At 66.0% G+C, this 12,015-nt stretch carries 13 protein-coding genes; all 13 read right to left on the reverse strand.

Annotated features, from left to right (window positions below; translation table 11 throughout):
- Positions 1–113: 113 nt before the first annotated feature.
- Positions 114–1,316 (reverse strand): flagellar hook-associated protein FlgL, encoded by a 1,203-nt coding sequence (gene flgL / locus AC5P68_RS17475; protein WP_033835491.1) that lies wholly within the window; start codon positions 1,314–1,316, stop codon positions 114–116.
- Entirely contained in the window at positions 1,313–3,193 is a 1,881-nt protein-coding gene (gene flgK / locus AC5P68_RS17480) for a flagellar hook-associated protein FlgK (RefSeq protein WP_005413269.1), read from the reverse strand. The genes flgL and flgK overlap by 4 nt, the downstream gene beginning before the upstream one ends.
- An 8-nt stretch (positions 3,194–3,201) precedes the next feature.
- A complete protein-coding gene (gene flgJ, locus AC5P68_RS17485) occupies positions 3,202–4,401 on the reverse strand; it encodes a flagellar assembly peptidoglycan hydrolase FlgJ (protein WP_111172861.1) in 1,200 nt (399 codons plus the stop codon).
- 1 nt (position 4,402) lies between these two features.
- Positions 4,403–5,545, reverse strand: coding sequence for a flagellar basal body P-ring protein FlgI (locus tag AC5P68_RS17490; RefSeq protein ID WP_111118370.1), 1,143 nt, complete (start codon positions 5,543–5,545; stop codon positions 4,403–4,405).
- A gap of 2 nt (positions 5,546–5,547) precedes the next feature.
- Complete coding sequence (gene flgH / locus AC5P68_RS17495; protein WP_005409570.1) at positions 5,548–6,240, reverse strand: flagellar basal body L-ring protein FlgH; 693 nt, start codon at positions 6,238–6,240, stop codon at positions 5,548–5,550.
- Positions 6,241–6,262: 22 nt separating this feature from the next.
- Positions 6,263–7,048, reverse strand: coding sequence for a flagellar basal-body rod protein FlgG (flgG, locus tag AC5P68_RS17500; protein WP_005409571.1), 786 nt, complete (start codon positions 7,046–7,048; stop codon positions 6,263–6,265).
- 102 nt (positions 7,049–7,150) lie between these two features.
- Positions 7,151–7,900: a flagellar basal body rod protein FlgF gene (locus AC5P68_RS17505; protein WP_033835495.1), complete on the reverse strand. Its 750-nt coding sequence runs from the start codon at positions 7,898–7,900 to the stop codon at positions 7,151–7,153.
- Between the two features lie 32 nt (positions 7,901–7,932).
- Positions 7,933–9,156, reverse strand: coding sequence for a flagellar hook protein FlgE (gene flgE, locus AC5P68_RS17510; protein ID WP_049436368.1), 1,224 nt, complete (start codon positions 9,154–9,156; stop codon positions 7,933–7,935).
- Between the two features lie 32 nt (positions 9,157–9,188).
- Entirely contained in the window at positions 9,189–9,872 is a 684-nt protein-coding gene (locus tag AC5P68_RS17515; protein ID WP_414498158.1) for a flagellar hook assembly protein FlgD, read from the reverse strand.
- 23 nt (positions 9,873–9,895) lie between these two features.
- Positions 9,896–10,303 (reverse strand): flagellar basal body rod protein FlgC, encoded by a 408-nt coding sequence (gene flgC / locus AC5P68_RS17520; protein ID WP_005409575.1) that lies wholly within the window; start codon positions 10,301–10,303, stop codon positions 9,896–9,898.
- Between the two features lie 3 nt (positions 10,304–10,306).
- Positions 10,307–10,702, reverse strand: coding sequence for a flagellar basal body rod protein FlgB (gene flgB, locus AC5P68_RS17525; protein ID WP_005409576.1), 396 nt, complete (start codon positions 10,700–10,702; stop codon positions 10,307–10,309).
- A 138-nt stretch (positions 10,703–10,840) separates the two neighbouring features.
- Positions 10,841–11,785: a chemotaxis protein gene (locus tag AC5P68_RS17530; RefSeq protein ID WP_033835498.1), complete on the reverse strand. Its 945-nt coding sequence runs from the start codon at positions 11,783–11,785 to the stop codon at positions 10,841–10,843.
- A gap of 84 nt (positions 11,786–11,869) precedes the next feature.
- On the reverse strand, positions 11,870–12,015 hold a 146-nt coding region (locus AC5P68_RS17535), incomplete at its 5' end, for an integrase core domain-containing protein (RefSeq protein WP_143565888.1).

The following is a 12,015-nucleotide window of genomic DNA, read 5'->3' on the forward strand; positions in this document are numbered from 1 at the left end:
GTTTCCGGTAGCGCCGGGCCACGCCCGGCGAGCGCGACGGAACGGGCAAGCAGAAACGAAAAAGGCCGCGATGCAGGGCATCGCGGCCTTTCAGGGGTGACGCAGGAGATGCGTCAGCGGATCTTGTTGAACAACGACATCGACTGCATCTGCGAGAAGATCGTCTGTGCCGCCTGCAGCGCGGTGCTCTGCAACTGGTACTGGCTCAGTGCATCGGCGTAGTCCAGGTCGCGCATCTGCGACAGCGTGGTCTTCAGGGTCACGCTGTTGGCTTCGCGCATGTCGGCGGCATTGTCCAGTGCCTTCAGCTGCGCACCGCCGGCCGCACGCGAATCGATCATCCGTTCCGACGCACGGGCCACATCGCGCAGGGCGCTCTGCAGTTCGTTCTGCTGCGCGCTCATCCTGGCGGTGGTGCCGGTGTCGGCATCCAGCGCGGCAATCAGCTTGTCCATGGTGTCGAAGATGTCGCGACTGGTTGCCGGCTTCACGTTGAAGCTGTCACCGGCAGCGGGTGCGCCGGTGATCTGCAGGCGGACACCGTTGACTTCCACGTTGTCACCGGCCTTGAACGTGCCGGTGCCGGTCACGTTGCCAGCACCGTCCAGTACCTGGTACTGGTCGGCGGCGGTGAATCGGATGCTGAAGGACTGGCCGTTCCAGCTGTCGCTGCCATCGCGGGTGATGTTGGTCAGCACGCCATTGCCGGTATTGCCGGCTGCGGCAACACCATCGACGAAGCCGTCGCCGGTAGGAATGCGCATGAAGATTTCGCTGCCGGGCAGGGCATCCCGCACATAGGTATCGGGGCCGACTTCAATCTGGCGCTGGGTCTGGTCGCCACGGTAGACCACCTTGCCATTGATCTTGGCGAACGGCGGATCGCCATCGTTGGTGCCGCCGAACACGTAGCGGCCGGTGCCGTCGTCGGCGTTGGCCAGCGACAGCAGGCCCTCGCGGATCTGGTTCAGTTCGGTGATCAGCGTTTTCTTGTCGGCGGCGCCCAGTGCCGGATTGCTGGCCTGGATGGTCAGGTCGTTGACGCGCGCCATCAGGTCGTTGACCTGGGCCAGGGTGTTTTCCTGTACGCCCAGTCGGTTCTGCACGTTGCCGGCATTCAGTTTCATCCGGTCCAGTGCGGCCAGGCTGCGGTCAAGCCCGACCGCCGCACCAGCGGCAACCGGATCGTCCTTGGCGCTGACGATCTTGCTGCCCGTGGCGATCTGCTGCTCCAGGTGGCTGAGCTTGGCCTGCTTGGCCATCATCAGCGACACGGACTGGTTGAACATCATGCTGGTGGAGATACGGCTGCTCATCGACGGACGGCTCCCAGGATGGTCTGGAACATGCTGTCGGCGGTGGAGATCAGCTGCGAGGCTGCCTGGTAGGCCTGTTGCAGGCGCAGCATGTCGGCCGCCTCCTCGTCCAGGTTGACGCCGGATACTTCATCGCGTGCTTCCTGCGCCTTGTCATTGATCACCAGCTGCGCTTCCAGCGAATACTCGGCCGAGCGGGCGGCTGCACCGACCTGGGTGGTCAGGCCCCCCAGGGCGCCGTTGAGGGTGACCGTGCCGCTGTTGAATGCCTTGGCGCTCTCCACCTTGGACAGCCTGGAGGCGTTGCTGTTGTCCGACGAGCCCGCCGGAGTCGGGGTGATGTTGAAGGTGTCGCCAACCTTCGGCGCACCGTCCAGCACGAAGCTCCAGCCATTGGCACTGATGGTCTGGCCGGGGGTGTAGGTCTGCGGCGGCCCCCCATCAATGGTGTAGGTGGTGGCCGAGGTGAACACGATCGCGGCCGGATTGCGCAGGTTGGCGTTGGTCGAATCGCTGACGGTGACACCGCTCAGCTTGCCGGTGCCGGTGTTGGACGTCGCCGCCGCGCCCTTCACTGCCGCAGCAGCGGCGATGCGCGACGGATCGGTGATCGCCACTTCCATGCTGCCAGCCACGCCTGCGGTCGGCTGCAGCAGGAAGCGGTCGTTGGCCGCCGGGGTACCGCCGACCACCAGCTTGACGCCGTTGATCACCAGTGGATCGGCGGCGGTGCCGGTGCCGGTCAGCGGAACGTTGGCACCGGTGTCGGCACGACTGGCCTTCCAGTTGGTGCCATCGAACTGCAGCACCACGTTCTGCGCGTCCAGCTTGCCGAGGTCGCCGTAACTGGCGCTGAGGCTGGCGGTGCCGGTGTTGGCATTGTTGGCGGTGACGCGCGGGTTGCCGATGTTGAAGAAGTCACCCCCCAGCTGGCCATACAGGTCCACGCCCTGGTGATGCACCTGGTTGAAGCTCTCGGCCAGGCCTACCGCCAGCTTGCCCAGTTCGGCCTGGGCAGGCGTCAGCACGGTGTCGCGGAATTCCAGCAGGCCGCCGATCTGGCCACCGACCGCCTTCGGGTCGAGCCGGATGGTGTTGCCCTGCGTTTCCAGCGCCAGCTGCAGCCGCTCCGGCTGGTACGGGTCGGCAACGGTGGTGACCTTGGTCGCCGTGGTGCCCACCACCAGCGCGTTTCCGCCAGCGGTATAGACATTCATGATGCCGCCGTCCTGGATCACTGCGGTGCCACCGGTGTAGCCGATCAGCTGGGTGATCAGCTGGTCGCGGCGGTCGAGCAGGTCCGGTGCGGCGGTAGCGATGTTGGTGCCGATCGCACCGTTGATCTGCGCGATCTCCTGCGCCAGCCGGTTGACCTCGGTGGCGCCGGCCAGCAGGCCGTTGTTGACCTCGCTGTTGAGGTTGTTCAGGTGCGTGTTGAGCTGCACGAAGCGGTTGGCCAGCGCCTTGCCACCATCCAGCATGTTCTGGCGGTCGGCGGTGCCGGCGGCATTGGAGGACAGGCCGCTGACCGAATCGAAGAACTTCGACCAGACGCCGGACACGTTGGTTGCCGCGTCGGAGAACAACGAATTGACCCGGTCGGCCATGCCGGAGAGCTGCTTCAGGCGCGCCAGCTCGCCGCTGCTGTCGAGCAGGCGCGAGATCGCCAGCTGGTCGGCGGTACGGCGGATGTCGGTGATGCGGGTGCCGTTGCCGACCGTGCCGTAGCCGTAGTTCTGGGGATCAGCCGTGGCGAAGTTGACCTTCTGCCGGCTGTAGCCGGGCGTATTGAGGTTGGCCACGTTGTGGCTGGTGGTCGCCAACGCACGCTGGAAGGCGAGCAGGGCACCGGTACCGGTGGAAAGTACGCTGGACATGGGGTTCCTCAACGACGGGTGATACCCAGCGCCGCGGTTGCGGTGCTGGCGAAGGTCTGGCCGAGGCGCGAGCCGGCATCGGCCACGGCGCTGACGGCGCGCTCGATGGTCGGTCCGCCGGCGATCGCGGCGATCTTGGCCGCGTAGCGCGGATCGGTGGCATAGCCGGCGCGCTGCAGGCCACGGGCGAAGCCCTGCACGTCGGTGCCGGCCTGCAGGGCCTGCTGGTAGCGCGGGCTGGTCTTCAGCAGGCGCACGTAGTCGGCAAAGCTCTCGGCCGGCGAACTGTAGGCACGGAAGCTGGCGGTTTCGTTGCGGCGCACGCCATCGACGTACTCGTGGGTGCCGGCCACGGCGCGCTGGCCGTTCCAGCCATTGGCCTTGATGCCGAACAGGTTGTGCGAGGTGCTGCCGTCGGCATGCTTGATGTGGCGCTTGCCCCAGCCGGTTTCCAGCGCCGCCTGGGCGACCAGGGCGCGGGCATCCACGCCCAGTTCCTTGGCCGCACGCTGCGCGTGCTGCCAGATGCTGGCGACGAAGCCTTCCGGGGTGTGTTCGCCCAGCTGGGCGACGGCGGTGCGGGTCGCCATCGCATCGGCCGGGCTGATGGCCGTGCCGCGGTTGCTGGCGGTGGCCGACCACTGGTCGCTGTTGGCAGCCCAGTCCTCGCCTTGCAGGCCGCCGATGTACGGATCTTCGGTACCCAGCGAGCGGTGCATGCTGCTGCTTTCGCGCCCGGCGATCAGGTCCAGCGCCTGTTCCATCGGTGCAACCGCCGCGTGTGCGCCGGACTGCGCGCCGGCGGCCATCTGCTGCAGCAAACGCACGGCCTGGCTACCGTCTTCCAGCGGCAGCGACGGTGCCGGCTTGGCCGGTGCATTGAGCTGATAGGCACGGCTGGCCTTGGCCGGGTCCACGCGGGTATCCAGCGCCGGGCCATCGACGGCCTGGCCGGACAGCTGCCGGCTGATCATGCCGGACAGGCCAAGGCCCTTGCCGCGGGTCATCGCCTCGGCAATCTTCTGGTCGTACATCTCGCGGAACATCTTGTTTTCGCCGGGGAACAGCGAGTCGCCGAAGCTGGCGTCACGCATGCTCTTGACCAGCATCTGCGCGAACTGGCCTTCCAGCTGACGCGCGACCTTGTCGATCCTGGCCGGATCGTTCTGTTGTGCCGGGTGCAGATCGAATGCGGGATTGATGCGCATGTCAGATCACCTCGAGCTCGGCACTCAATGCGCCGGCCTGCTTCAGGGCTTCCAGGATCGCGATGAGATCGCCTGGTGCTGCGCCCACGGCATTCACCGCGTGCACGATCTCGTCCAGGGTGGTGCCGCCGCTGAACTTGAACATGCGGCTGCCGTCGTTGGTGGCGGTGATGGTCGACTGCGGGCTGGCCACGGTGCGGCCCCCGGACAGCGCATTGGGCTGGCTGACGTTGGTGTTTTCCTGGATGGTCACGGTCAGCGAACCGTGCGAGATCGCGGCGGGTCCCACGCGCACCTGCTGGCCGATGACCACGGTGCCGGTACGCGAATTGACCACCACCTTGGCCGGAGCGCTGCCCGGGGTCAGTTCCAGGTTCTCGATGCGCGCCAGCAGGCCGATGCGTGCGCCCGGATCGGTCGGCGCGGTAACCGCCACGGTCACGCCGTCGACCGCACGCGCCGCACCGTCGCCGAACGCATTGTTGAGCGCAGCGACCATGCGCGAGACCGTGGTGAAGTCATTGTTGTGCAGGTTCAGGGTGATCTCGCCGCCGTTGGCCAGCGGATCGGGCAGCGCACGCTCCACGGTCGCACCGTTGGGAATGCGGCCGACGCTGGGCACGTTCACCGAGACACGGGAACCATCCTTGCCCTGTGCACCAAAGCCGCCCACGATCAGGTTGCCCTGGGCGATGGCATAGATCTGGCCATCGGCGCCGCGCAGCGGGGCCATCAACAGCGAACCGCCACGCAGCGAGACCGCGTTGCCGATCGAAGACACCGTGATGTCGATCGGCTGGCCCGGCTTGGCGAACGGCGGCAGTTCGGCGTGGATCGCCACGGCGGCCACGTTCTTCAGCTGCGGATTGACGTTCGGCGGAACATTCACGCCCAGCTCGCCGAGCAGGTTCTTCAGGCTCTGCACGGTGAAGGGTGCCTGGCTGGTGCGGTCGCCGCTGCCATCCAGGCCGACCACCAGGCCATAACCCACCAGCGCATTGCCACGCACGCCTCCGACCTGGGCCAGGTCCTTGATGCGCTCGGCGCTGGCCGGGGCCACCACGGCGAAGACCAGGAACACGCCGCAGTAGAGCGACGTCATGCGTCGCTGCCAGGAAGAAGAGGAGAAGAGTTTCATGGCCATACTCAGAACGGCGTCAGGCCGGAGTTGAAGAAGCGGCTCAGCCAGCCCATCGCGTTGGACTGCGCGACCGGGCCGCGGCCGCCGTAGACGATGCGGGCTTCGGCCACGCGGCTGGACGGAATGGTGTTGTCCTGGCTGATGTCGCCCGGGCGCACGATGCCCTGCACCTGCACCAGTTCATCACCCTGGTTCAGGCGCAGGTTCTTCTGCCCCTGTACCACCAGGTTGCCGTTGGGCAGGCGCTGGATCACCGTGACCGTGACGCTGCCCTGCAGGCGGTTGCTCTGCGCGCTGTTGCCCTTGCCGGTGAAGTCACGCGCGCCCTTGGCCGTCGCACTGAGGATGTCCTTGCCGCCCAGGGTGACCGGCGCGCCGAGGATGGACGGCGTGCCCAGGCTCAGGTTCGATTCCTTGTTGGTGGCCGTGTTGGCACTGGTCTGCGCGGTGGTGTTTTCCAGCAGGGTGATGGTCAGCAGGTCGCCGACATCGCGCGCGCGACGGTCCGAATACAACTGCAGGGTCGGGCCGGCCGCGTAGATCGCGCCGGCGGTCGGTTCGGCCTGCGGTGGCATGATCGGCTGGATCGGTGCCATTGCCGGATAGGGGCGCACATCGCCAGCAATCACGCAGCCACCGAGCAGGGCAGCCACGGTGCAGGCGAGGGCAGTGCGGGCGAAGTTGGAAATGGGCGACATGGCGGTTTCCCGGGTTGGCCGGTCAGAGCTTGTTGTTGAGGTAGCCGAGCATCGAATCGGTGGTGGAAATCGCCTTGGCGTTCATTTCGTAGGCGCGCTGGGTTTCGATCATCGACACCAGCTCTTCCACCACGTTGACGTTGCTGCCTTCCAGCGCGCCCTGCACCACGGTGCCGAGGCCGTTGAGGCCGGGGTTGCCGTTCTGTGCCGGGCCGGAGGCCGTGGTCTCGAGGAACAGATTCTCGCCACGGGCCTGCAGGCCGGCCGGATTGACGAAGTCGGTCAGGGTCAGCGCGCCGACTTCCACCGAGGCGGCGCCGTCGGCCATCTTCACGCTGATGGTGCCGTCGGTACCGATGGTCACCGACTGCGCGCCTTCGGGAATCTGGATGCCTGGCTGCACCGGGTAGCCGCTGTTGGTGACCAGCTCGCTGTCCTGGTTGATCTTGAACGAGCCATCACGGGTGTAGGCCGAGCTGCCATCAGGCATCTGAACCTCGAAGAAGCCGCGGCCATTGACCATCACGTCGAGGGCGCGGCCGGTCTGCTGCTGGCCACCCTGTTCAAAATTCTTGGCGGTGGCGACCACGCGCACGCCGGTACCCAGCTGCAGGCCGGTGGGCAGCTGCGTCTGTGCCGAGGAGGAGCCGCCGGGCTGGCGCACCTGCTGGTACAGCAGGTCTTCGAAGCTGGCACGGTCCTGCTTGAAGCCGGTGGTGTTGGTGTTGGCGAGGTTGTTGGAAACCACCGACATGCGCATCTGCTGCGCATCCAGTCCGGTTTTCGCGATCCACAATGCCTGGTTCATCTTCGGTGTCCTGTCTGGTGAAGCCGGCCGCGTGGTGCGGCCCTTGTATGCGGGTGTGCAAGCGGTGTGCCAGCGCCGCTGTCAGCCGGCGCCGGAATTCCGTCAGCTGCCCAGGCGCAGCATGCTGTTGGCGCTGCGCGCGTTGTCGTCGCCGTGCTTGATCACCTGAACCTGCATTTCGTACTGGCGCTGCAGCTGGATCATCTGCACCAGCGCACCGGCGGCATCGACGTTGCTGCCCTCCAGTTGCCCGCTGTGCACGGCGGTGCCCTGTGCCGGGGCGAACGGCTGGCGCGGGTCGGTGTTGCGGAACAGGCCATCCAGGCCACGCTCCAGTCGTTCATCCGGTGCCTGCACCACTTTGATGCGGCCGATCTGCGCCATGGTCTGCGGGCCTTCACCCTGCGGGATGATCGAGATCGTGCCGTCGGCACCGATCTCCATGGCCTGGTAGGGCGGAATGGCGATCGGATTGTTGTTGTCATCCAGTACCGGACGGCCGCTGGAGGTCACCAGCTGGCCGTTCGGCGTCACCGACAACGCCGCGCCGCGCGTGTAGGCCTCGCTGCCGTCACTGGACTGCACGGCCAGCCAGGTGCCGGTCTGCAGGGACAGATCCAGCGGCTTGCCGGTGATGTGCTGCGAGCCGGGCGTGCGGTTGAACCCGGCGTCCACGTGCAGCGCATCCACCCGCGAGGCAAAGCCCGGGCCACGGATCGGGAAGGCTTCAGTGTTGGCCAGCGCTTCCTTGAAGCCGGGGGTGTCGGAGTTGGCGAGGTTGTGGCTGAGCGTACCCTGCGCCTGCAGGGAGGCGCGGGCACCGGTCATCGCCACGTAAAGGGCTTTATCCATGCGGGGAGTTCCGTGACAGGGTCAGCGCGTCATCAACGGATGTTGATGACGGTCTGGGTGATCTGGTCCTGGGTGGTGATCATCTGCGCGTTGGCCTGGAAGTTGCGCTGCGCGGTGATCATGTTGACCAGCTGCTCGGTGAGGTCGACGGTGGACGCTTCCAGCGAGCCGGCCTGGATCTTGCCGAGGTTGGAGGTGTCCGGCATGCCGGTGCGCGGCGTGCCCGAGCTGAAGGTATCCACCCACAGGTTGTTGCCCTTCGATTCCAGTCCCTGCGGATTGTTGAAGGTGGTCAGCGCGACCTGGCCCAGCGGCTTGTCGGCACCGTTGGAGTAACGGGCGTAGACCACGCCGGTTTCCGATACCGTGATTTCGTTGAGCTTGCCGGCGGCGTAGCCGTCCTGCTGGGTGTTGCGCAGCGCGAACTTTTCGCCGTACTGGGTCGAGCCGCTCACATCCAGCGTCATGTTCAGCACGCCTGCACCGGTGGTCGGGGTGAAGGTGCCGAGGCTGACCTTGCCGTTGGCCGGCGCGGTGAGCTTGCCGCTGTTGTCGAAGGTGACCGGGGTCGGCGCGCCGGCTGGCTGGCCGTCCACGTAGTTGCGCACGGTCCACTCGTTCGGGTTGGCACCCTTCACGAAGTACGAGACCTGGATGTGGCTGACGCCCAGCGAGTCGTACACAGTGATGCCACCGCTGGAGTGGTTGTAGCTGTTCGAATCGGTCGGATCGAAGGTGGTGACCGTCGGCTGCTTGGCGTTGGCCGGCAGGGTGAAGCCGACCTTCACTTCGCTGGTCTGCTTCGGCGGGCTGTCGGTGGTCAGCAGCTGCAGGTCGACCATGCGGCCGGCATCGAAGTTGGTGCCATCGGCATTCGGCGCGAACACCTGCAGGCGTGCGCCCTGCGGGTTGACCACGTAACCGGACGGATCGGTCTGGAAGTTGCCGGCGCGCGAGTACACGCGGCTGCCGTTCATGTTCATGGTGAAGAAGCCTTCACCGGAAATGGCCATATCCAGGCTGCGGCCGGTCTGTTCGTTGTGGCCCTGCTTGAACTGCTGGGCGACATTGGAAACGCGCACGCCAGAGCCGACCGCGTTCTTCGACAGGCCGTAGCCGGTGGCCGAGAACAGGTCGGCGAACTCGGCGCGCGATTCCTTGAAGCCGGTGGTATTGACGTTGGCGACGTTGTTGGCAGTGACGCTCAGGTCGGAATTGGCGGCATTGATGCCGGACAGCGAGACATTGAAGCCCATGGGATGCTCCTGGTAAGTACGGGGTGTGCGGCTCAGCTGACGCGGAGCACGTAGTCGATCGGGGCCGTGCCCAGGCCCTTGAGGTTCAGGTACAGGCCGTCGGATCCGACGGTCACGCTTTCCACCGGCGCCTGCACATAGGTGGACAGCTTGGTGCTCTTGCCGGCGGTATCGACGTGGTTGGCAACGATGGAATACTTGCCCGGCTCCATGCGCTTGCCGTTGGCATCCTTGCCGTCCCACTGGAACGCAGTCTCGCCGGCGGCCTTGGCTTCCACGCTCAGCGAGGTGACCTTGGCGCCGGTGACATCGGTGATGTCGACGGTGATGATGCCGGCCGAGGGCGCGGCCACCGTGCCTTCAACGTTGCCTTCCTTTTCCAGCACCAGCTTTTCCGACGGCACCAGCACCTGGTGGCCGACCAGCGCCGCACCACGCAGCACTTGGTCGCTGGCCATCGATTCCTGGAAGCCCTTCACCGTCTTGTTCAGATCGGTGATGCCCTGCACGGTGGACATCTGCGCCATCTGCGCGACCATCTGCGTGTTGTCCATCGGCTTCAGCGGATCCTGGTGCTGCAGCTGTTCGGTCATCAGGCGCAGGAAATCGGCCTGGTCCAGCGTGTTCTTCTTCTTGGTGGCGTTGCTGTTCGGGGCGTTCAGACCGAGAGCGGTGTAGACGTCCTGGTTGGTCTGGTTGTTGACGGCGGTGGTCATGGCGGTATCCGGTACTGCGGGCCTCAGCGGCCCATGGTCAGGGTGGCCAGGGCCAGTTCCTTGGCGGTGGTCAGCATCTCCACGCCGGCCTGGTAATTGCGCGAGGTCGAGATCAGGTTGACCATCTGCGCCACCGGGTCGACGTCGGGCTGGTAGATGTAGCCATCGCCATCGGCCAGCGGGTGGCCCGGCTCATAGCGTTTGATCGGCGCCGCATCGCTTTGGGTGATCTCCTTCACCTTCACCGAGGTGATGTTCGGATCGTTCTTGCTGGTGACGGCCTGGAAGATCGGCTCCAGCGGCTTGTACACCGCGTCGGCGGAGCCGGCGACGGTATCGGCGTTGGAGAGGTTGGAGGCGATGGTGCTCATGCGCACCGACTGCGCCTGCAGCGCGGAGCCGGCGATATCGAAGATCGGCAGGTTGCTCATGGCTTATTGCCCCGTGATCGCGGTCAACATGGAACGCACCTTGCTCTCGACGAAGCTGAGCGAAGCGCGGTACTCGAGCGCGGCGCGGCCATAGGCCGCACGCTCGGCATCGGGATCGACGGTGTTGCCGTCCAGGCTGGGTTGCACGCCTTCGCGCGCGATCTGGAACGGGTTCAGGCCGCTACTGATTTCGTAGTGCTGCTCATGGGTGGTGGCCATCAGGCCATTGGCATCCTGCCCCTGGGCATGGCGCAGGGCGGCGTCGAAGTCCAGGTCCTGGGCCTTGTAGCCGGGAGTGTCGGCATTGCCGAGGTTGCTGGCGATCAGCTTCATCCGCTGTTCGCGCAACGGCATGGCCTGGGCATGGACGCCCAGGTAGTCGGTAATCAGGTTGCGCACGGTGCACTCCCACGGGAACGTTGCCCGGGAAGCTGCAAGGGGTGTGCCAAAAGGGGAAGGGTAGTGCCGGCCGCTGGCCGGCTCCCCGATGGATCTGCGGTTGCCGGCCAGCGGCCGGCACTACCGGATCAGCGGCCGTCAGGCCGCCATCGCGACCTTGCGCAGGCGGTCCAGCACGAAATCGGCCAGCTCGTGCGGCGAGTACTTGGCGACGAAGGCGTTGGCGCCCACGCGCTCGACCATGGCGTTGTTGAAGACGCCCGACAGCGAGGTGTGCAGCAGCACGTACAGGCCGGCCAGGCCCGGATGGCGCCGGATTTCCGTCGTCAGCGTATAGCCGTCCATGGCCGGCATCTCGATGTCCGAGATGACCATGGCGTAGCGTTCGGCCGGGTTCTCGCCCGAGGCGTGAATCTGCAGCAGGTGGTCCAGCGCCTGCTTGCCATCGGAGAGCAGAGTGGCACCCACGCCCAGCTGGTCGAGCACGCTGCGGATCTGCTGGCGGGCCACGCGCGAGTCATCCACCACCAGCACCTGCAGCTGCGGGCCGTCGGAGGGCATCGCCATCGCCGGATCGAGCACCGCCTCGCCGCGCACCTGGGCAATGTCCGCCAGCACGCTCTCCACGTCGATCACCTGGATCAGTTCACCCTGGAAGCGGGTCACGGCGGTCAGGTAGCTCGATTCGGCGCCCAGTTCCGGCGGCGGGTGGATGTCTTCCACCGCGATGTTGACGATGCGCTCCACGCCGCTGACCAGGAAGCCCTGGATCGAACGGTTGAATTCGGTGACGACCAGATAGCCGGGCGAGGTGTCCGCATCGGGCTCGCGCTCGGGATGGCCGATCGCCAGCCCGAGGTCCAGCACCGGCACCGAACGGCCGCGCACGTCGGCCACGCCGGAGAACTGGCTGGGCAGCCCGGGCACCTGGAACAGCTCCGGGCGCCGCAGGACCTCCTGCACCTTGAAGACATTGACGCCAAAAAGCTGACGTCCGCCGAGACGGAACAGCAGCAGCGCCAGGCGATTGTGGCCGGCCAGTCGGGTCCGCTGGTCGATCCGGTTGAGCAGGTCATGGGACATGGCTGCTGTATCGGCGGGGTAGGCGCCGAACTTGAGGGCGCTCTGCCGCCCGCGCGCTCCACACCGCTTCTGTAGAGTCGACTGTTAGTTGTGTAAACCCACCACGTTGTTCAGCAGGACTCTGGAAATAGGTGGCTGGCCACCGATCCCCATGTGAGGGCGGTGCCAGTTGTAGTGGTGCAGCCATTGGGTCAGCACGGAATTGCGCTGGTCCGAGGAGGCGTATTCGC

Source organism: Stenotrophomonas sp. YJH_SMC_58, assembly GCF_059369635.1.

Excerpts from the sequence above, each read along its gene's own strand:
- flgL (WP_033835491.1), bottom strand. The coding sequence starts at position 1,316 with ATGAGCAGCCGTATCTCCACCAGCATGATGTTCAACCAGTCCGTGTCG.
- flgK (WP_005413269.1), bottom strand. The coding sequence starts at position 3,193 with ATGTCCAGCGTACTTTCCACCGGTACCGGTGCCCTGCTCGCCTTCCAG.
- flgJ (WP_111172861.1), bottom strand. The coding sequence starts at position 4,401 with ATGCGCATCAATCCCGCATTCGATCTGCACCCGGCACAACAGAACGAT.
- AC5P68_RS17490 (WP_111118370.1), bottom strand. The coding sequence starts at position 5,545 with ATGGCCATGAAACTCTTCTCCTCTTCTTCCTGGCAGCGACGCATGACG.
- flgH (WP_005409570.1), bottom strand. The coding sequence starts at position 6,240 with ATGTCGCCCATTTCCAACTTCGCCCGCACTGCCCTCGCCTGCACCGTG.
- flgG (WP_005409571.1), bottom strand. The coding sequence starts at position 7,048 with ATGAACCAGGCATTGTGGATCGCGAAAACCGGACTGGATGCGCAGCAG.
- AC5P68_RS17505 (WP_033835495.1), bottom strand. The coding sequence starts at position 7,900 with ATGGATAAAGCCCTTTACGTGGCGATGACCGGTGCCCGCGCCTCCCTG.
- flgE (WP_049436368.1), bottom strand. The coding sequence starts at position 9,156 with ATGGGCTTCAATGTCTCGCTGTCCGGCATCAATGCCGCCAATTCCGAC.
- AC5P68_RS17515 (WP_414498158.1), bottom strand. The coding sequence starts at position 9,872 with ATGACCACCGCCGTCAACAACCAGACCAACCAGGACGTCTACACCGCT.
- flgC (WP_005409575.1), bottom strand. The coding sequence starts at position 10,303 with ATGAGCAACCTGCCGATCTTCGATATCGCCGGCTCCGCGCTGCAGGCG.
- AC5P68_RS17530 (WP_033835498.1), bottom strand. The coding sequence starts at position 11,785 with ATGTCCCATGACCTGCTCAACCGGATCGACCAGCGGACCCGACTGGCC.